The following is an 18,524-nucleotide window of genomic DNA, read 5'->3' as shown; positions in this document are numbered from 1 at the left end:
ATGCGCCGCGCGGGCGGCGCTCTATCTCACAGGCGCAAGATCTCCATCGGCGAACACCTTCATGCCCCACTCAATCCCAAACCATACCCCCGCCAACCAACATCCAACTGAACCCTCACCGCCGGCAGCAACCCAACCCCTTACATGCCAACGGGAGAGTGCTCATGGAAATCGGAACGATCTGGATCATTGTCGCGGCCTTGATCATCGTGCTGGAAATCTTCGCCATCTGGCACATCATCGGCAGCGACCGGCGTGCCGAGCGCAAGATGCTGTGGGTCGTCTTCGTCGTCTATGCCCCCATCCCCGGTCTGCTGTTCTGGGCCTGGCGCGGCCCGCGGGCGGTGAAGGGCAGGGCGGTGCTGCAGGAGAAATGAGGCTGTCGTGCATCAGGCGCGGTCTGCGCCTGATGCGACCCCGCAGCGTCAGGCGAGGATGCTGAAGCGGATGGCAGGCCCGAGGCCGTCGACCATCACGCTGGCGTAGAACTTGACCGGGGTCAGGACCTTCAAGCCTTTGAGCTCTTCATGAATGCGGCCGCGTATCTGCTTTTCGGCTTCATCGATGCGGTCGTGGGTGGTGCTGTGATACAGGTGGACCTCACCGAGCAAGGTGGTTTCGATCTGCGGCAGCGTGTCCCAGCCGATGTTGCGCAAATGCAGGCGAGCCTCGGCGGCTGCGCTTTCGTCGTAATCGCTGCGGGGCTTGATGGTGTAGGCGAGCTGGAAATGGTGCTTGGTCATGGTATCTCCTTGATGCAGGCAAATGACTGGCCTCCGTGCCGGAGCCGGCAATTTACAAGGTCGAACGCCTGGCGCCTACATACGTGGTGTTGAACGCCAGGGGCCATAACCGCGAAATTTCCTACAAGGTGTTGACCTCGACTTAACTCAAGGTTGCAGACTCGGGTGCTCATCCACGCGACGGAGCGTCCCATGACTCAAGCATTCGAGCTGTCCAACCCGCACGGTCTCTACGACCCCAGTGCCAATGCCTATTCCCATGTTGCCGCGGTGACTGCCGGCAGCCGCCTGCTGTTCATTGCCGGGCAGGGCGGCGAGGACGCTGCAGGGCAGCTTTCGCCCGAGTTCAGCGACCAGGCCCGCCAGGCCCTGGCCAATCTGCAGACCGCACTGGCATCGAAGGGGGCGGAACTGGCGCAGGTGTTCAAGCTGACCCTGCTGATCGTGGATCACAGTGAAACGCGCCTGGGGCAGTGGGTAGACGAGGCGGATCGGGCTTGGGGAGCGCACATGAAGCCGACTTGTACGCTGATTCCAGTGCCACGTCTGGCGCTGGACGGGATGCTGGTGGAGATCGAGGCGGTGGCGGCTGTGGTGTGAGTCTGTACCGGCCTCATCGCGGGACAAGCCCGCTCCCACAGGTACAGCACAGGAGTCCAATACGGTGGGTTACCTGTGGGAGCGGGCTTGTCCCGCGAAGAGGGCGGTACTTTCACCGCAAACCTTCTAGAATTAAGCTATTTCGAGCCCCATCCCCCATGCTACCCATCGAACTCCTGCCAACCACCCCCGACCAGGCCGAACTGATCCGCAATCTCTACCAGTTCTACGCCTACGAATCCTCCGATTGGGAGCAGGAGGACGTGGAGGTGGACGGGCGCTTCTACATCCATGAAGAGCACCTGCAGCGCTACTGGCAGTCCCCAGGCTGGAGCGCCAACCTGGTGCTGGTGGACGGCTACATCGCAGGCTTCGTGCTGGTCGAGCGCAGCGAGTTGCCGGGTATCGAGGCCCATGAGCTGGCCGACCTGTTCATCCTCAAGCGTTATCGCCGCCAGGGCATCGGCCGGGCTGTGGCGCAACAGCTTCTCGGCACCCCCGGCGACTGGCTGCTGCGCTGCTACGCCCTGGACCCTGACGCCGTCGCCTTCTGCAAGGCGGTGGTCGCCGACCTGCCACGGCCGGTGCAGCAGCTCATGCTGGACGACGACCCGGACCTGCTCACCTACCGCATCACTTCTGCCCGCCACTGAGTCGTAAACGGCATGCGCAAAATTCTGTGACCCACTTCACAAAATCAACTCAAACGGCATAATGCCATCATCGCTGTTCACGACCCGGCCGCTCTGTTCCGGGGTTCCTTTTCGCGCGCGTCGCAGGTTCAGGTAAATTCCATGTCGCTAGTCGCAAGCCCCGACATCATGTACCGGCTGTTGATCCAGAGCGTGGTGGACTATGCCATCTACCTGCTCACCCCCGACGGTACTGTCGCCAACTGGAACCCCGGCGCCCAGCGGGCCAAGGGATACCTCGCCGACGAAATCGTCGGCAAGCACTACTCGCTGTTCTACACCGAAGACGAGCGCGCCGCCGGTGTGCCCGAGCAGAACCTGGAGCAGGCACGCCGCACCGGACGCTTCGAGGAGATCGGTGCGCGTCTGCGCAAGGACGGCAGCGCCTTCCACGCCCATGTGGTGATCGATGCCGTGCGCGATGACGCCGGCCAGCTGGTCGGCTTCGCCAAGGTCACCCGTGACATTTCCGAACGCCGGCAGCAGGAGATGGAGCTGCTGCAGGCCAAGGAACTGGCCGAGCAGTACAGCCAGGAGATGGCCAACCTCTCGCAGTTCCTCGACTCGGTGATCGCCAACATTCCCGCCAGCGTCATCGTCCAGGACCTTGAAAGCCAGCGCATCCTGCTGGCCAACCAGCAGGCCGAACGCCTGTTCGGCGGGCGCGGCAGCAGCATGATCGGGCAACTGCCCGGCGAATGCATGGCACCGGCCGCCGCCGACTACCTGGAGCAGCAGCTCAGCCGTGGCGCCCGCAGCACCAAGGGTTTCGCCGCCGAAACCCGGGTCGATACGCTGTGTGGCCCGCGCACCTTGCGCAGCCGCGCGCTGCTCAGCCAGAACCGCGAGGGCCAGGCCGACTACGTGCTGTTCGTGGCCGAAGATGCCACCGAGGAGCTGGCGGCCCACGCGCAGATCCACCACATGGCGCACCATGATGCGCTCACCGGACTGCCCAACCGCACGCTGTTCAACGAACGCCTCAAGCAGGCCCTGCTGCGCGGCCACGAGCATGACAAGCTGACCGCCGCCCTGTGCCTGGACCTGGACAACTTCAAGAACATCAACGACTCGCTCGGCCACGCCTTCGGCGACAAGCTGCTGCGCGCACTGGGCAAGCGCCTGCGCCGCGAACTGCGCGAGCACGACACCCTGGCACGCCTGGGCGGCGACGAGTTCGCCGTGGTCCTGGCCGGCCTGGATAGCCGCGACGCCGCCTGCAACACCGCGAAGCGGCTGATCGAGGCGATCAGCCCGCCGTTCCAGATCGAGGGCCATCAGTTCACGGTGGGCGTCAGCATCGGCATTGCCCTGGCCCCCGATGACAACGACCAGGCCGAACAACTGCTGGGCTATGCCGACATGGCCTTGTACGAAGCCAAGCGCAACGGCCGCAACCGCTACGAATGCTTCAACGTCGAGCTGGATGTTGCCGCCCGTCAGCGTCGCCTGGTGGAAACCGACCTGCGTACCGCGCTGCACCTGGGCCAGCTGCACCTGCATTACCAGCCGGTGGTGGATCAGCAGACCAGCAGCGTGACCGGCTACGAAGCACTGCTGCGCTGGGAGCACCCGACCCGCGGCATGGTCATGCCCATGGACTTCATTCCCATCGCCGAGGAGACCGGCTTGATCCACGAACTCGGCACCCGCGCGCTGAACCTGGCGTGCCAGGAGGCGGCCAGCTGGGACAGCGAGCAGACGGTGTCGGTCAACCTCTCGCCGGTGCAGTTCAAGAACGGCAACCTGGTTCACATCGTGGCCCTGGCGCTGGCCGACTCGGGCCTGCCGGCGCAGCGCCTGGAGCTGGAGATCACCGAGTCGGTGCTGCTGGGCAACAGCGAAGAGAACGTGCGCACCCTGCGGGCGCTGAAGGACCTGGGCGTGTCGATTTCGCTGGATGACTTCGGCACCGGCTATTCGTCGCTGGGCTACCTGCGCTCGTTCCCGTTCGACCGGATCAAGATCGACAAGTCGTTCGTGCATGACATGTGCGACAGCCGCGAAGCGATGTCGATCATCCGCGCCATCACCGACCTGTCCAACAGCCTGATGATCAAGACCACGGCCGAGGGCGTGGAGTCCGAAGAGCAGATGCGCCGGCTGGCGGCCGAGGGCTGCTCGCACTTCCAGGGCTACTTCTACGGACGGCCGGCGCCGGCCAGCGAACGTTTGAAGCAAGTGGTCGCGTTGTAACGAAGGGGCCGTTAAATGGCCCCCGCACAAAGTGGTCGATCAGCGAACGGAAAGCTTGGTACCCCTCAAGCGCAGCGGCGATTGCGCTTGGGTAAGTCGTCTTATCTCTTCTAGAATCCCTGCTGTCGAGTCACCCTGGCGCTGCATCCAGCTGCGCCGCCTTCGAGATCGCCATGAGTTCCAGTACCCCGTTGTCCGGCGTCAACCAGCCTTTGCGCGGCATTGTTCTGGTGGTGGTGGCGACGTTCCTGTTTGCCAGCCACGATGCCTTGTCCAAGTTTCTCGGCGGGCTGTACCCGATCGTCATGGTGGTGTGGGTCCGCTATGTGGTGCACACCCTGCTGATGGCCGGGATCTTCCTGCCCAAGGCCGGCCTCAACGTGCTGCGCACCCGGCGCCCGCTGCTGCAGACCTTGCGCGCGTTGAGCCTGCTCAGTACCAGCCTGCTGTTCACCACCGGCCTGCAGTACCTGCCGCTGGCCGAGGCCACGTCGGTCAACTTCCTTGCGCCGGTGCTGGTCACCGCGCTGTCCGCGCCGCTGCTCAGGGAGCGGGTCACGGCGGGGCAGTGGTTGGCGGTGGGGCTGGGGTTCATTGGCGTGCTGGTGGTGGTGCACCCTGGCGGCGCGATGTTCACCCCGGCGATTCTCTACCCGCTCGGCTCGGCCATGGGCTTCTGCTTCTACCAGTTGCTCACCCGTATCGTCTCGGCCTATGACAGCCCGACCACCAGCAACTTCTACGCCGGGTTGTGCAACACCCTGGCGATGAGCGCGCTGGTGCCGTTCTTCTGGGAGCTGCCGCGCTGGGACCACGCGTTGCTGATGCTGGCCCTCGGCGGCTTCGGCATGAGCGCCCACCTGCTGCTGACCCAGGCCTTCCGCCATGCCGCACCGGCGCTGCTGGCGCCGTTCAGCTATTGCCAGATCGTGTTCGCCGGGCTGCTGGGCCTGGTGATCTACGGCCAGGTGCCGGACAGCGCCAGCTTGCTGGGGATCGCGATCATCTGCGTGAGCGGGCTGGGGGCAGCGTGGATGCAGCGCAGCAAGTGAAGCGCCGCACCGCTAGCGGCCTTGCTCACCCTTCGGCAAGCGCCGATACAGTGGGCGCGGTGTGCTCGGGTCGAGTTCGGTGAGCAGGCTGCCGGCCAGCACGAACCCTGAACGTTGCGCCAGCCGCTGGCTGGCCTGGTTGTCGATGTCGGTGGTCAGCCACACCGGCGTGTCGAGCGTATCCAGCAGGCCGACCAGCGCTTCGCGCATCAGGCCCTGGCCACTGCTGGCCTGGCTCGCCCAGTAGCCCACTTCATACTCGCCATTGCCGGGACGCAGGCCGATGCAACCGAGCACGGCATCGCCGTCCGGTTTCAGCACGAAGAAGCGCTTTTCCGCCGCTGGGTCGAGGAACTCGCGGGCACTTGCCTGCAGGCTTTCGCGCACTTCGTCCAGCGTCCAGTCAGGTTTGGCCCAGGCCAGAAAGGGCTCGTGCAGGCTGTAGCTGTCGAGCAGGGCCTGCAGCACCTGTGCGGCCAGTGCCGGGTCGGGGCGTACCAGGCGGGTACGTGGAGTGGAAAGGGTGCGGGGCAGAGTGGGGTAGGGCATGGGCCTTCCTGGCGTTGTCTGTCGGGTAAGTCCCCTAATCATAGAGGGGATTGACCGTGCCTGGCAGTGCGTGATTTGCTCGGGACCCCCCATCATCCCAGGGAAGTGAAGGATCGCCATGCCCGACTACAAGCTGCATTGCTTCGCCGAATCCGGCAACGCCTACAAAGCCGCCCTCATGCTCGAACTCACCGGCCAGGACTGGCAGCCGGTCTTCGTCGACTTCTTCAACGGCCAGACCCGCGGCCAGGAGTGGCGTGACGCGGTCAATGAGCAAGGCGAGGTGCCGGTACTGGAACACGCGGGGCAGAAACTGACCCAGTCAGCGTTGATCCTCGAATACCTGGCTGAACGCACCGGCCAGTTCGGCCCGCGTGACGACGCCGAGAAGCGCGAGATCTGGCGCTGGATGCTATTCGATAACCATAAGTTCACCAGCTACTACGCGGCGCTGCGCTTTCTGCTGTGCCTGAAGAAGACGGGTGAAACGGACGTGACCGGTTTTCTGCGCGAACGCGCCACGGCGGCCTACCGTATTGTCGATGCACACTTGGCGAAGACGCCGTTCATGGTCGGCGGGCGCTTGACCATCGCGGACCTGTCGTTGGCGGGGTATGTGTTCATGCCGGAGGACACCGGCATCGTGTTGACCGAGTTCAGCCATATCGAGGCGTGGAAACAGCGGATTCAGGTGCTGCAGGGGTGGAAGCACCCCTATGAGCTGATGCCTCGGACGGCTTGATTGCGCAGGGGCCTCATCGCCGGCAAGCCGGCTCCCACAGGTACAGCGCAGCCCTCGGGATGTGCGCCGACCCTGTGCGAGCCGGCTTGCCGGCGATGAGGCCATCGAGCCAACCGACCTGTCAGTACCTCACTTCAACCCCCACATACGCCCCGATCCCGTCCCCCGGCCAGAACGACGCGGTGTCCTGCCCCCGCGCGTTGTACACCGGCGTCACCGCCGTCACGTAGGCCTTGTTGGCCAGGTTCTTCAGATCCAGCGAAACCTTCCAGTTGCCCTTCGGCGCCTCATACCCCAGGTTCGCGCCCCAGATGGTGTACGACGGCGCATACAGGCTGTTGGCATAGTCCACCGCCGTGCGCGACGCCGACTGCACGTTCACCCCGGTGTACCAGCCACTGTGGTCCTGGTACTGCAGCTCGCCCTGGTAGATGTGCTTGGGCACGCCCGGCAGCTGGTTGTCGCCGAAGGTGTCGTCATGCCGGTAGTAGAAGTCGTTGTAGGTGTACACCTGGCGCCAGCGCACCAGGTCGCCCTGGGGGTTCTCCCACAGGCGGGTATTCAAGCCCGCTTCGACGCCCTGGTGGATCGTCGGCGAGGCGTTGAACGCACCGGTTACCGCCGCCGAGGTGGACGTCGCCGGGATGATCTGCACGTTCAGCAGCTCGTCATGAATCCATGAACGGTAGAGCGCCAGGCTGCCGTCGAAGATGCCGTGCGAGCCCTTGATGCCGACCTCGAAGGTGTTGGCCTTCTGCTCCACCAACGGGCGGATGTACGGCAAGGTCGGGCCGGAGCCGGAGTATTCCCACGAGGCAGGCGGGTCGATGCTGCGGCTGAAGTTGGTGAACACCTGCAGGTTCGGATTGAACTCGTAGCGCAGGCCGATGCGCGGGGCGACGCTCCAGTTGTCGTAGTCCACGTGCTGCGGGAAGGTGGTGGTGTTGGGGTTGACCGCGTGGTCGATGTCGACCTTGCGCCGCACGTTGATGAACGACACACCGCTGGTGAGCCACAGGTTGTCGACCAGGTTGAGGTCGTTGCCCAGGGCGATCACCCGGTCGAAGGAGTCCTGGTAGTCGACCTTCTTCAGCGACACCTTGTCATCGTTGGCCGAGTTCACCCCGCCGCGCAAATGCTGGGTGGAGGTGAAGGCGATGTTGCTGCGGCTCTCAAGGCCGAACAGCGAGTCGACGCGGTCATAGCCCAGCAGCAGGCCCAGGTCATGCCAGTCCCAGTAGCTGGGGTTGCTCGGGCTGCGCGGGCTGTTGGTGTGGCGGTAGTCGTGGTACGACGCGCCGAAGGTCAGGCGGGCATCGTCGTCGAAGGTGTAGGTGGTCTTGCTGCCCACCCAGATGCTGCCGGGGCGGCGCGCGCCGGCACCGCTGCTCTCGGCCGTGGCGCTGGCGCGGCGGGGGTGGTGCAGGGCGTTGTCCAGGGTGGTGGCGCTGGGGTCGTTGTGGGTTTCGTCGCGGTAGCGCAGCAGCAGGCGGGTTTCCAGTTTCGGGCTGAAGCGGTAGCCGGCGTTGGCGACGATGCCGGAGCTCTTCGCCAGGCTGTAGTCGCGGTAGCCTTCGTTGCGGTAGTTGTCGGCCTGCAGGTAGTAGTCCAGGTCGCCTTCGACGCCGCCGTAGCTGATGGTCTGCTTCTGGTAGTGGTAGCTGCCGGCCTCGGCGCGCAGGCGCAGGCCCGGGGCGCTGTAGCCGCTGTGGTTGACGAAGTTGACCGCGCCGCCGAGGGTCAGCGCGCCGTACTGGAAGGCGTTGGCCCCGCGCAGGATCTCGGTGTAGTTCACGCCGGCGGCGTTGAGGAATTCGTAGGGGGTGCCGCCTGGGCCGGTCAGTGGCAGGCCGTCGAAGAGGAACTTGATGCCTTCGCGGAAATAGCCCGGCGAGGTGTTGGCGCCGGAGCCACGGATCGAGATCTTGGCGGCGTCGTTGCCGCCGGTGGACTGCACGAACACCCCGGGCTGGTAGGCGAGGGTGTCCTGCAGGGTCGCGGTGCGGCCCTTGGCGACCTCTTCGCTGTCGACCACGCTGGTGCCGCCGGGCACTTCGGCCAGGGCGCTGGCGGCCTGTTGTACTTCGCTCTGCTTGGCGCCCTGCACGGTCACCGTGCCGAGGGTCTGGTCAGCCGCTGAAACCGTGAACGGGGCCAGCAGGGCCGTAGCGGCTGTGGCCAGGGCGGCGTGGCGGATGGCCAGGCGCAGTGGATGGGGTTGGATCGCACGCATCGTTGTATTCCTTGAAAGTCATCGTAGGTACCTCGGCGTTCTATGGGCATAGTCAGGCCTGTCGAAAACAGTAAGAGCAGTTTCTGTGCCAGCTGGCAAAGTGCCGGAAGTTAGGGGGATGGCCGCAAGTTCTAACTTGAATGTTGAACGGAATAACAACTTTTGTTGTGTCGCTGTTGTAAGTCAAACAGTACCGGTTCTATATAAATACCCATTCTGTCTGTGGGAGCGGGCTTGTCCCGCGAACACCGGCAAAGCCGGTGCCATCCTCCGCGGTGCTTGTTTCGCTGGGCAAGCCCGCTCCCACAGGGGGCCGCGTTGCGGCGGCTGTTTGTATCGCAACAGTGGATGAGCAGTTTGTTCAGTTGTAATGCGATCAATACCGAGTTGGCGTAGTAAATACGCGGGCAACAAGCTGGCACGACAACTGCAATACCCCTTCTGGCATCAAAGGCAAATTGGCCTTATAGAGAAGGGAGTCGCTGCATTCGATGAATCATTTCATTCAGCCATGGTTGTTGGGCAGCGCTTTATTTATTGCCGCCTGCTCGCCAGCCACGCCACCGCAGACCCCTGGCACGCTCAAGGGCGAATCCGTGACCGAGGTGAGCGGCGTGATGCGCTACCCGGCCAGCGACTTCGTCGAGCAACGCCTGGGCGAGCGGGGCGGCACCTTGCGCGTGTCCGCCTCGAGCGACGCCGGCAGCTTCGATATCCATGCCCAGTCCAACGGCAACATGCAGTGGTTGGGTCGCATCCTCTTCGATTGCCTGGTGTATCAGGCCGAGGACGGCACCCTCACGCCGTGGCTGGCCAAAAGCTGGGACATCAGCCCCGACGGCCTGACCTACACCTTCCACCTGCGTGACGATGTCACTTTCAGCGACGGCGAACGCTTCGATGCCGAAGCGGTACGGGTCAACCTGGAGCACATGCGCGACCCGAAGACCAAGTCGCCGCTGGCCGCCGCCTACATCGCCCCGTACTTGCAGGGCCGGGTAGTCGACGACTTCACCTTCGAGGCGACCCTGCGCACCCCCTACGCGCCGTTTCTCGATGTGCTGTCGCAAGCCTGGCTGGGCATGATCTCGCCCCGACAGATCCTCGATGCGCCCAAGAGCATCGCCAGCCAGCCCATCGGCACCGGCCCGTTCGTGCTGACCGGCTGGGTGCGCGACCAGGGCGCCAGTTTCGCTCGTCGGTCTGGCTACCACTGGGCGCCGCCCGCCATCGGCCACCCAGGCGAGGCTTACCTGGACGGCATCGAGCTGAGCTACGTGCCCGAAGCGATGATCCGCTACACGTCGCTGGAAGCCGCCGACAGCGACATGGCCCTGGACGCCCCCGCGCAGAACGCCGCGGCGATCCGTGCCAACCCGGCGCTGACCCTGCGCAACCGCATCCGCAAGGGCAACCCCGCGCGCAGCATCACCTTCAACGTCGAGCGCGCACCATTCGACGATGTACAGGTCCGCCAGGCAGTGGCCAAGGCCATCGACCGTGAGGGCCTGGCCTGGATCTCCGGCTTCGGCGAGTACCTGGCCAAGGGCGACTTCCTCGCCGTCAACACCCCCGGCTACGACCCGGTGGCCCGCGATGCCCTGGCCTTCGACCCGACCGCCGCCGGCCGCCTGCTCGATGCCGCCGGCTGGACCGGCCGCGACAGCCAGGGTTTCCGGACCCGTGACGGGCAGCGCCTGGGCGCCACCTTGCTGACCTACGACAACCCGGCGTTCCCGGCCAACGTCTCGGTCGCCGCCCAGGCCGACCTGCGCAAGGTCGGCTTCGACCTGCAGATCGAGCTGCTGCCGATCACGCGGGTCATGGCCCTGCGCTACGCCGGCGACTTCGATGCCATCGGCGGCGGCTACTGGCACACCAATACCGCCGACGGCCTGTACATCCTCTACCACAGCCAGTCGATCCCCAGCGCGCGAATGATCGGCCAGAACGTCGGGCATTTCCGCGACGCGAGCCTCGACCAGTTGCTCGGCGACGCCCGCCGCAGCACTGACCCGGCCCAGCGCCGCGCGTTGTATCGCCAGGCCCAGCAACGCCTGGCCGAAACCGTGCCGGCGGTACCGTCGGTGGAGAGCCAGATGCTGCTGGCCTACCGCAAGGCCGTCGGCGGCGTGCTGTTCGACGGCTCGCACAACGTTCCCCTGTTCACCAGCGTGTGGCTGGCAAAGGAGCAACCATGAAGCTGCTGGCAACCCTGCTGCGTCGCCTGCGCGACGGCGTGATCGTGCTCTGGGCGGCGGCCAGCCTGACCTTCCTCGGCGTGCAGTACAGCGGCGGCGATACCGCCCTGGCGATCCTCGGCGGCCCGGATGCCATGCCGACCCCCGAGATGCTCGCCCAGGTGCGCGCCGAATATGGCCTCGACCAGCCGCTGTGGGTGCAGTACGGCCACTACCTGGCACGCCTGGCCAACGCCGACCTGGGCGAGTCGTACCGGCTGCGCATCCCGGTCGGCCAGGCGATTGCCGAACAACTCGGCGCAACCCTGGCCCTGGCCAGCAGCGCAGCCGTGCTGGCGGTGCTGATCGCCCTGGCCTCGGCACTGCTCACCGCCAACCGTGGCCGACGCCTGCGGGCGCTGGTGTCAGGGATCGAGCTGGTGCTGTCGTCGGCGCCCAACTTCGTCATCGGCACGCTGTTGCTGCTGGCGTTCGCTTTTCACTTTCACCTGCTGCCGCCGTCCGGCTCGCGCGGCTGGCGCTCGCTGGTGTTGCCGAGCCTGGCCCTGGCGCTGCCGATAGCGGCGGTGCTGGCCCAGGTGCTGCGCCAGTCGCTGGAGCAGGTGCTGGAACAGCCCTTCATCACCCAGGCCCGCGCACGCGGCATGTCCGACACCGCCGTGCGCCTGCGCCATGCCTTGCGCCACGCCCTGGTGCCGCTGGTGACCCTGGCCGGCTTCGTCTTCGCCAGCCTGCTCGGTGGCGCGGTGGTGCTGGAGCTGCTGTTCGGCCGCCAGGGCATCGGCCGGCTGATGCTCGACGCCACCGCCAACAAGGACGTGCCGCTGGTGCTCGGCGTGACCCTGCTGGCGGCCGCCCTCTACGTGCTGGTCAACCTGCTGGTGGACCTGGCGACCCAGGCCATCGACCCGCGCACCACGCGCCCCTGAATTCACGAGAAAGGAACTGTCATGAGTCAAACCCCGATTACCGACGCCGAACTGGATGCGCATTTTGCGCCGATCTACGCCCGCATCGCCGAAGGTGCGGTGGCCCGCGAGCAACAACGCACCCTGGCCCACGAGCCGGTGGCCTGGCTGCGTGAAGCCGGCTTCGGCGCCGTGCGCGTGCCGCGCAGCCATGGCGGCCTCGGCGCCACCTTGCCTCAGTTGCTGCGCCAACTGGTGCGCCTGGGCCAGGCCGACTCCAACCTGCCGCAGATCTTCCGTGCCCACTTCGGTTTCGTCGAAGGGCGGCTGTCGTCCAACGACGCCGCCTCCCAGGATTACTGGTTCGCACGTGTGGTGGCCGGCGAGTTGTGGGGCGCAGCCATGGCCGAGCGCACCGACAGCACCGGCAACACCGTGCAACTGAGCGACGGCGACGATGGCTACCGGCTGGACGGCGAGAAGTACTACTGCACCGGCACGCTGTACGCCGACTGGGTGGCGGCGGTGGCCAACCACGGCGATGACTTCGTCAGCCTGGCGGTGCCGACGCGGGCGCCGGGGGTGGAGCGGGAGGATGACTGGGACGGTTTCGGCCAGCGCCTGACCGGCAGCGGCACCACGCGCTTCACCCAGGTGCGCGTGCAAGCCGAGCACCTGCTGCGCCGCTTCGCCAAGGGCGAGTTGCGCGCCGAGTCGTACCTCACCGCGTTCTACCAGGCGGTGCACCTGGCCACCCTGGCGGGCATCGGCCGCGCGGTGCTGGCCGATGCGGTGGCCTTCGTCCAGGGCCGTACACGCACCTTTGGCGTGCCGGGCCAGTCGCAACCTGCCGAGGACCCGTTGGTACAGGCCGTGGTTGGCCGCTTGGCCAGCCTGGCCTTCGCCGCCGAGGCGCAGGTCAGCGCCGTGGGCCAGAGCCTGCAGGCAGTGTTCGAGGCCGGCCAGGCGGGCGAGGTGCCCGAGCAGCTGTACACCGATGCCGAGATCCACACCTTCCAGGCCCAGCAGATCGTCCTGCCGCAGGTACTGGAGGCCAGCACCTTGCTCTTCGAAGTCGGCGGCGCCTCGGCCACCAGCAGCGCCCGCAGCCTCGACCGCCACTGGCGCAACGCGCGCACCCTGGCCTCGCACAACCCCGCGATCCAGCGCGAACAGGCGCTGGGCAACTACTACCTCAACGGCATCAGCCCGGCCCAGGCCTGGCGTGCCCGCCATGCCGCCGCCAGCGAAGGGCAGGGCAGCGGCGACGAAGCCAGCGCGGTCTGATCAGGAGAACCACCATGAGCACCAAACAGATGAGCCTGGGCATGAACATCCTCGGCTTCGGTTCGCACTCGGGCGCCTGGCGCCAGGGTGAGGCGGCGATCGATGCCTACATCGACGTCAACTACTACCGCGACATCGCCAAGCTGTCCGAGCGTGGCTGCCTGGACGCGATCTTCCTCGCCGACGGCCCGGCGCTGCCGCCGGATGTGTCCGCCCAGCCGGGCGGGCGCCTGGAGCCGACCGTACTGCTGACCGCCGTGGCCGCGGCCACCGAGCGCATCGGCGTAATCGCCACCTGCTCCAGCACCTACAACGAGCCGTTCAACCTGGCCCGGCGCATCGCCTCGCTGGACCATATCAGCGGTGGTCGCGCGGCCTGGAACGTGGTCACCAATGCCGGTGACGCAGCTGCGCAGAACTTCGGCCTGACCGGTGCGCCGCTGCATGTGGACCGCTACGGGCGTGCCGAGGAGTTCGTCGACGTGACCCTGAAGCTGTGGGACAGCTGGGAAGACGACGCGATCATCGGTGACCGCGCCGCCGGGCGTTTCGCCGACCCGCGCAAGGTCCACACCCTGGACTTCAAGGGCAAGCATTTTCAGGTGCGCGGCCCGCTCAACCTGCCGCGTTCGCCCCAGGGCAGGCCCGTGCTGGTGCAGGCCGGCTCTTCCGAGGGCGGCAAGGCGCTGGGCTCGCGCTATGCCGATGCGATCTTCACTACCCAGACCACCCTGGCTGACGGCCAGGCCTTCTACCGCGAGATGAAGGCCCGGGCCAAGGCCTGGGGGCGCAACCCCGAGCACCTGAAGATCATGCCGGGGTTGTCGACGGTGATCGCCAGCACCGAGGCCGAGGCCCATGCCCGCTTCGACGAGCTCAATGCCTGGCATGGGGAACATGGGCTGTTGCAACAGGTGGCTGGGCGCATCGGTATCGATGCCAGCGAGCTGGACCCGGATGCGCCGCTGCCGTGGGAACGGATTGGCGCGGTGGCGGATTTCGAGCGCGGTTCGCATGGTTTTCTGGAGGCCCAGTTGAACCTGGCGCGCAGTGAGAACCTGAGCATTCGCCAGCTGTCGCGGCGGATTCTGGTGGGGCATCGGTTGGCGGTGGGCACGCCGGAGCAGGTGGCCGACACCCTGGCCGAATGGTTCCTGGCGGGGGCGGGGGATGGGTTCAACATCATGCCTGACATGTTCCCGTCGGGGGCTCGGGTGTTCGTCGAGGAGGTGGTGCCGTTGCTGCAGAAGCGGGGGTTGTTCAGGACCGAGTACAGCGGCACGACCTTGCGTGAGCACCTGGGTTTGCCCAGGGCGGTGAACCAGTTTTCCGAGGCTCGACGCGAGATCGCGTCGGCTGTTTGAGGGGGTGCTTTGCACCCCATTCGCGGGGCAAGCCCGCTCCCACAGGTACCCCACAGGTCTCAAGGTCGAGGTAATCCTGTGGGAGCGGGCTTGTCCCGCGAATGGGCTGCAAAGCAGCCCCAAATTCCCATCCCCAACCCAATACCCAAGGACCCACCCCCATGCACTACCGCCGCCTAGGCCACACCGATCTCCAAGTCAGCCTCCTCAGCCTTGGCACCATGACCTGGGGCCACCAGAACACCGAACAAGACGCCCACCAGCAACTGGACGCCGCCATCGCCGCCGGCATCAACTTCATCGACACCGCCGAGATGTACCCCACGCCCACCCGCGCCGAAACCTGGACCACCACCGAGCGCTACATCGGCACCTGGATCAAAGCCCGTGGCAACCGCGACAAGCTCCTGCTGGCCAGCAAGATCGCCGGCCCTTCCCGCGAGCCCGGTGCCCAGGCGCATATCCGCGATGGCCTGTCACACCACGACCGCAAGAACATCGTCGCCGCCCTGGAAGGCAGCCTGCGCCGCTTGCAGACCGATTACCTGGACCTGTACCAGCTGCACTGGCCCGACCGCACCAGCAACTTCTTCGGCATCCGCGAGTACCCCTACGCCGACGACCACCCGGAAACGGCGGCCATCGAAGAAACCCTGGCGGTGCTCGACGAGCAGGTCAAGGCCGGCAAGGTTCGCCACATTGGCGTGTCCAATGAAACCCCGTGGGGTGTGGCGCAGTTCCTGCGTCACAGCCAAGACCGGGGCCTGGCGCGCATCGCCAGCATCCAGAACCCCTACAGCCTGCTCAACCGCCTGTACGAGAACGGCCTGTCGGAGTTCAGCCACCGCGAGGGTGTCAGCCTGCTGGCCTACTCGCCGCTGGCCTTCGGCGCGCTGACCGGCAAGTACCTGAACGGCGCACGGCCCGAGGGCTCGCGGTTGTCATCGGTGTACCGCACGTTCAACCGCTATGGCAGCGAGGAGGCCAACAGCGCCATTGCCAGCTATGTGCAGATTGCCCGCGAGCATGGCCTGACCCCGGCGCAACTGGCCCTGGCCTTCGTCATCCGCCAGCCGTTCGTGGCCAGCGCGATCACCGGGCAGACCACCTTGCTGCAGCTGCAGGAGAACCTCGGTGCGCTGGAGGTGCAACTCGGTGACGAGGTGCTGGCCGAGATTCAGGCCGTGCATCGGCGCATTCCCAACCCATCGCCATGAGCTGAATGGCAAGGGCTTTGCCCTTGTTCGCGGGACAAGCCCGCTCCCACAAGAGATCCACAGATTTCAGCCTTGAGGCAGATCCACAGATTTCAGCCTTGGGGCAGATCCACAGATTTCAGCCTTGAGGCAGATCCACAGATTTCAGCCTTGAGGTGATCCTGTGGGAGCGGGCTTGCCCCGCGAAAGGGCCGGAACAGCCAACATGAGAAGGACCGATATGACCGCAACCGTTCTCACACCCCTGACCTTGTCCAGCCACTCCAGATGGCTGGCGCGGCCCGGTTTGTACCTGGCCTGGGCGATACTTGGCGTCCTGCTGCTGGCAGTCATCTTCCCCGGCTGGCTGGCCCCCACCGACCCCCTGGCCGCCGACGCCCGCCTGGCCTATCACCCGCCCAGCAGCGCCTTCTGGCTGGGCACCGACGAAAACGGCCGCGACGTGCTCAGCCGGCTGATCCACGGCGCCCGCCCATCGCTGCTCATCGGCCTGGCGGCGACCCTGGTCGGCCTTGGCCTGGGCACACTGCTCGGCCTGCTCGCCGGCCTGGCCCCCGCCTGGCTGGACAACCTGCTGATGCGCGGCGTCGACGTCCTGCTGGCCTTCCCCGACCTGCTGCTGGCGCTGGTGATCATCACCCTGTTCGGCCAGGGCACCAGCAACCTGATCCTCGCCGTGGGTATCGCCTCGGTGCCCCGTTACGCGCGACTGGTGCGGGCCCAGACCCTGACCATCCGCCACGCCGGCTTCGTCGAGGCGGCGCTGACCCTGGGCCGCCGGCCGCTGGCCGTGGTGCTCGGGCACGTCCTGCCCAATGCCGTGCAGCCGGTGCTGATCCTCGCCTGCATTGGCCTGGGCGGGTCGATCACCGCCGCCGCCGCGTTGAGTTTCCTCGGTTTCGGCGCGCCACCGCCCGCCGCCGAGTGGGGCGCGATGATGGCCGTGGCCCGCAACTTCATGGCCAACGCCCCCTGGCTGATGGCCTGGCCGGCGCTGGCAATCACCTTGACCGTTATTTCCATCACCGTCATCGGCCGTGACTGGCTGCGGCGCAGCGAGGGCAGACGCGCATGAACAGCTTTGAAAAGAAGGGACCGCTGGTGGACATCCGTGACCTGCGGGTGAGTTTCAACGGGGTGCCCGTGGTGCACGGCGTAAGCCTGCAGTTGCACGCCGGGCAGTGCCTGGCGCTGGTCGGCGAATCGGGCTCGGGCAAGAGCGTCACGGCGCGCAGCCTGGTCGGCCTGACCGGGCAGGGCGCACAAGTGCAGGCGCAACGCTTGGCCTTCGCCGGGCGGGATCTGCTCGGCGTCGACGAAGCCACCTGGCAGCGCTTGCGCGGCGGGCACATCGGCTTCGTCATGCAGGATGCGCTGGGGTCGCTCGACCCGCTGCGCCGGGTGGGCGCCGAGATCGAGGAGCCATTGCTGCTGCACACCGGTCTGGGCGCCGAACAGCGCCGCTTGCGCGTGCTCGAGTTGTTGCGCCTGGTTGGCGTGCCCGAGCCTGAGGTGCGGGCACGGCAGTATCCCTGGCAACTGTCCGGCGGCTTGCGCCAGCGTGCCCTGATCGCCTCGGCCATCGCCTGCCAGCCACGCCTGTTGATTGCCGACGAGCCGACCACGGCGCTGGATGCCACGGTGCAGGCGCAGATCCTCGACCTGCTGGAGCAGTTGCGTGAGCGCGACAACAGCTTGCTGATGGTCAGCCATGACCTCGCGGTGGTTGCGCGCCTGGCAGACTGGGTGGCGGTGATGCGCGGCGGTGCAGTGGTGGAGCAGGGCAGTGCCGAACAGATTCTTCAGGACCCGCAGGACCCCTACACACAACGCCTGCTCAGTGCCGCGCGGGCGGTGCATTTCCAGCGTCCGGTGGGGCCTGCGCTGGCCCTGGTGGAGAACGCCGTGAGCGAGCAACCGGTGTTGCTGGAGGCCCGTGGCCTGGGCAAGTCGTTCAAGGGGCCGGATGGCCAGCTGCGTGAGGTACTCAAGGATGTCTCGCTGACGTTGCGCGCGGGGCAGACCTTGGGCGTGGTGGGTGAGTCCGGCTCTGGCAAGAGCACGTTAGGGCGCATCCTGCTCGGCCTGGAACGACCGGAACACGGCAGCGTGCAGTTCGATGGCGAAGACTGGCTGGGGCTGTCGGGCGAGCAGCAGCGGCTGGCACGCCAGGGCATCCAGGTGGTGTTCCAGGACCCGCTGGCTTCGTTCGACCCGCGCTTTACCGTGTTGCGCGTGTTGTCCGAGGCATTGGCCCAGGCTGGCGTGCCGCGTGGCTTGCGGCGTACCGAGGCGGCGAGGTTGCTGGAGCGGGTGCAGCTGCCAACGGCACTGCTCGACCGGCGCCCGCTGGAGCTTTCCGGTGGTCAGCGCCAGCGCATCGCCATTGCCCGCGCGCTGGCCATGAAACCGCGGGTGCTGGTGCTCGACGAGCCGGTTTCGGCGCTGGACGTGTCGGTGCAGGCGCGGATCCTGGCGCTGCTTGCCGAGCTCAAGGCCGAGCTGAACCTGGCCTGCCTGTTCATCTCCCATGACCTGGGTGTGGTCGAGCAGGTCAGCGACCAGGTGCTGGTGATGCAGGGCGGCCGGGTGGTGGAGCAGGGCAGCGCTGCGCAGGTGCTGCGCCAGCCGCGTCATGCCTATACCCGCGCGTTGCTCGATGCCGTGCCCCACCTGCCGCCGGCGCAGCCGCGCTGGGTCAGCCGGATTGCTGTTTGAAGCCACTGGCCTCATCGCCGGC

The 18,524-nt window shown here is 66.3% G+C and carries 16 protein-coding genes; 13 read left to right on the top strand and 3 right to left on the bottom strand.

What is annotated here, in order from left to right:
- The first annotated feature begins 164 nt into the window (after positions 1-164).
- Positions 165-377, top strand: a complete 213-nt coding sequence (locus PMI38_RS25740; RefSeq protein WP_008100931.1) for a PLDc N-terminal domain-containing protein — start codon at positions 165-167, stop codon at positions 375-377.
- Positions 378-425: 48 nt separating this feature from the next.
- Here the strand turns inward: PMI38_RS25740 and PMI38_RS25735 are convergent, their stop codons facing one another.
- A complete protein-coding gene (locus tag PMI38_RS25735) occupies positions 426-743 on the bottom strand; it encodes a hypothetical protein (RefSeq protein ID WP_008100930.1) in 318 nt (105 codons plus the stop codon).
- A 192-nt stretch (positions 744-935) separates the two neighbouring features.
- On the opposite strand from PMI38_RS25735, the gene PMI38_RS25730 reads away from it, so the two are divergent.
- The 4 genes from PMI38_RS25730 (at position 936) to PMI38_RS25715 (ending at position 5,283) form a co-directional block, all read left to right on the top strand.
- Entirely contained in the window at positions 936-1,343 is a 408-nt protein-coding gene (locus PMI38_RS25730) for a RidA family protein (protein ID WP_008100928.1), read from the top strand.
- A gap of 158 nt (positions 1,344-1,501) precedes the next feature.
- Complete coding sequence (locus PMI38_RS25725) at positions 1,502-1,996, top strand: GNAT family N-acetyltransferase (RefSeq protein WP_008100926.1); 495 nt, start codon at positions 1,502-1,504, stop codon at positions 1,994-1,996.
- 141 nt (positions 1,997-2,137) lie between these two features.
- Positions 2,138-4,231, top strand: a complete 2,094-nt coding sequence (locus PMI38_RS25720) for a putative bifunctional diguanylate cyclase/phosphodiesterase (RefSeq protein ID WP_008100923.1) — start codon at positions 2,138-2,140, stop codon at positions 4,229-4,231.
- 173 nt (positions 4,232-4,404) lie between these two features.
- Positions 4,405-5,283 (top strand): DMT family transporter, encoded by an 879-nt coding sequence (locus PMI38_RS25715; RefSeq protein WP_008100921.1) that lies wholly within the window; start codon positions 4,405-4,407, stop codon positions 5,281-5,283.
- A 12-nt stretch (positions 5,284-5,295) separates the two neighbouring features.
- Here PMI38_RS25715 and PMI38_RS25710 read toward each other — a convergent pair whose 3' ends face one another.
- On the bottom strand, positions 5,296-5,832 hold the full coding sequence (locus PMI38_RS25710; RefSeq protein WP_008100919.1) for a GNAT family N-acetyltransferase: 537 nt from the start codon (positions 5,830-5,832) through the stop codon (positions 5,296-5,298).
- Between the two features lie 118 nt (positions 5,833-5,950).
- Between PMI38_RS25710 and PMI38_RS25705 the strand changes: the two genes are divergently transcribed.
- A complete protein-coding gene (locus PMI38_RS25705) occupies positions 5,951-6,574 on the top strand; it encodes a glutathione S-transferase family protein (protein WP_008100917.1) in 624 nt (207 codons plus the stop codon).
- Between the two features lie 121 nt (positions 6,575-6,695).
- On the opposite strand, the gene PMI38_RS25700 is transcribed toward PMI38_RS25705, so the two are convergent.
- On the bottom strand, positions 6,696-8,807 hold the full coding sequence (locus PMI38_RS25700; protein ID WP_008100916.1) for a TonB-dependent receptor family protein: 2,112 nt from the start codon (positions 8,805-8,807) through the stop codon (positions 6,696-6,698).
- Positions 8,808-9,298: 491 nt separating this feature from the next.
- Between PMI38_RS25700 and PMI38_RS25695 the strand changes: the two genes are divergently transcribed.
- The 7 genes from PMI38_RS25695 to PMI38_RS25665 all read left to right on the top strand — a co-directional run bounded on the left by PMI38_RS25695 (position 9,299) and on the right by PMI38_RS25665 (position 18,502).
- Positions 9,299-11,008, top strand: coding sequence for an ABC transporter substrate-binding protein (locus tag PMI38_RS25695; RefSeq protein ID WP_008100914.1), 1,710 nt, complete (start codon positions 9,299-9,301; stop codon positions 11,006-11,008).
- Entirely contained in the window at positions 11,005-11,937 is a 933-nt protein-coding gene (locus PMI38_RS25690) for an ABC transporter permease (protein WP_008100912.1), read from the top strand. The genes PMI38_RS25695 and PMI38_RS25690 overlap by 4 nt, the downstream gene beginning before the upstream one ends.
- A 21-nt stretch (positions 11,938-11,958) precedes the next feature.
- On the top strand, positions 11,959-13,203 hold the full coding sequence (locus tag PMI38_RS25685; protein ID WP_008100910.1) for an acyl-CoA dehydrogenase family protein: 1,245 nt from the start codon (positions 11,959-11,961) through the stop codon (positions 13,201-13,203).
- A 14-nt stretch (positions 13,204-13,217) separates the two neighbouring features.
- Complete coding sequence (locus tag PMI38_RS25680; protein WP_008100908.1) at positions 13,218-14,567, top strand: LLM class flavin-dependent oxidoreductase; 1,350 nt, start codon at positions 13,218-13,220, stop codon at positions 14,565-14,567.
- Positions 14,568-14,728: 161 nt separating this feature from the next.
- Positions 14,729-15,784 (top strand): NADP(H)-dependent aldo-keto reductase, encoded by a 1,056-nt coding sequence (locus tag PMI38_RS25675; protein ID WP_008100906.1) that lies wholly within the window; start codon positions 14,729-14,731, stop codon positions 15,782-15,784.
- Between the two features lie 220 nt (positions 15,785-16,004).
- On the top strand, positions 16,005-16,859 hold the full coding sequence (locus PMI38_RS25670) for an ABC transporter permease (RefSeq protein WP_008100905.1): 855 nt from the start codon (positions 16,005-16,007) through the stop codon (positions 16,857-16,859).
- The gene (locus tag PMI38_RS25665; protein WP_008100903.1) at positions 16,856-18,502 is read left to right on the top strand and encodes a dipeptide ABC transporter ATP-binding protein; all 1,647 of its coding nucleotides are present in this window, start codon (positions 16,856-16,858) and stop codon (positions 18,500-18,502) included. The genes PMI38_RS25670 and PMI38_RS25665 overlap by 4 nt, the downstream gene beginning before the upstream one ends.
- Positions 18,503-18,524 lie beyond the last annotated feature (22 nt).

The sequence above is a fragment of the Pseudomonas sp. GM84 genome (assembly GCF_000282535.1).
Classification (GTDB): Bacteria; Pseudomonadota; Gammaproteobacteria; order Pseudomonadales; family Pseudomonadaceae; genus Aquipseudomonas.
This window is presented reverse-complemented; position numbering and strand designations above follow the sequence as displayed.

Coding starts and splice junctions, on each gene's coding strand:
- PMI38_RS25740 (WP_008100931.1), top strand. CDS start 165: ATGGAAATCGGAACGATCTGGATCATTGTCGCGGCCTTGATCATCGTG.
- PMI38_RS25735 (WP_008100930.1), bottom strand. CDS start 743: ATGACCAAGCACCATTTCCAGCTCGCCTACACCATCAAGCCCCGCAGC.
- PMI38_RS25730 (WP_008100928.1), top strand. CDS start 936: ATGACTCAAGCATTCGAGCTGTCCAACCCGCACGGTCTCTACGACCCC.
- PMI38_RS25725 (WP_008100926.1), top strand. CDS start 1,502: ATGCTACCCATCGAACTCCTGCCAACCACCCCCGACCAGGCCGAACTG.
- PMI38_RS25720 (WP_008100923.1), top strand. CDS start 2,138: ATGTCGCTAGTCGCAAGCCCCGACATCATGTACCGGCTGTTGATCCAG.
- PMI38_RS25715 (WP_008100921.1), top strand. CDS start 4,405: ATGAGTTCCAGTACCCCGTTGTCCGGCGTCAACCAGCCTTTGCGCGGC.
- PMI38_RS25710 (WP_008100919.1), bottom strand. CDS start 5,832: ATGCCCTACCCCACTCTGCCCCGCACCCTTTCCACTCCACGTACCCGC.
- PMI38_RS25705 (WP_008100917.1), top strand. CDS start 5,951: ATGCCCGACTACAAGCTGCATTGCTTCGCCGAATCCGGCAACGCCTAC.
- PMI38_RS25700 (WP_008100916.1), bottom strand. CDS start 8,807: ATGCGTGCGATCCAACCCCATCCACTGCGCCTGGCCATCCGCCACGCC.
- PMI38_RS25695 (WP_008100914.1), top strand. CDS start 9,299: ATGAATCATTTCATTCAGCCATGGTTGTTGGGCAGCGCTTTATTTATT.
- PMI38_RS25690 (WP_008100912.1), top strand. CDS start 11,005: ATGAAGCTGCTGGCAACCCTGCTGCGTCGCCTGCGCGACGGCGTGATC.
- PMI38_RS25685 (WP_008100910.1), top strand. CDS start 11,959: ATGAGTCAAACCCCGATTACCGACGCCGAACTGGATGCGCATTTTGCG.
- PMI38_RS25680 (WP_008100908.1), top strand. CDS start 13,218: ATGAGCACCAAACAGATGAGCCTGGGCATGAACATCCTCGGCTTCGGT.
- PMI38_RS25675 (WP_008100906.1), top strand. CDS start 14,729: ATGCACTACCGCCGCCTAGGCCACACCGATCTCCAAGTCAGCCTCCTC.
- PMI38_RS25670 (WP_008100905.1), top strand. CDS start 16,005: ATGACCGCAACCGTTCTCACACCCCTGACCTTGTCCAGCCACTCCAGA.
- PMI38_RS25665 (WP_008100903.1), top strand. CDS start 16,856: ATGAACAGCTTTGAAAAGAAGGGACCGCTGGTGGACATCCGTGACCTG.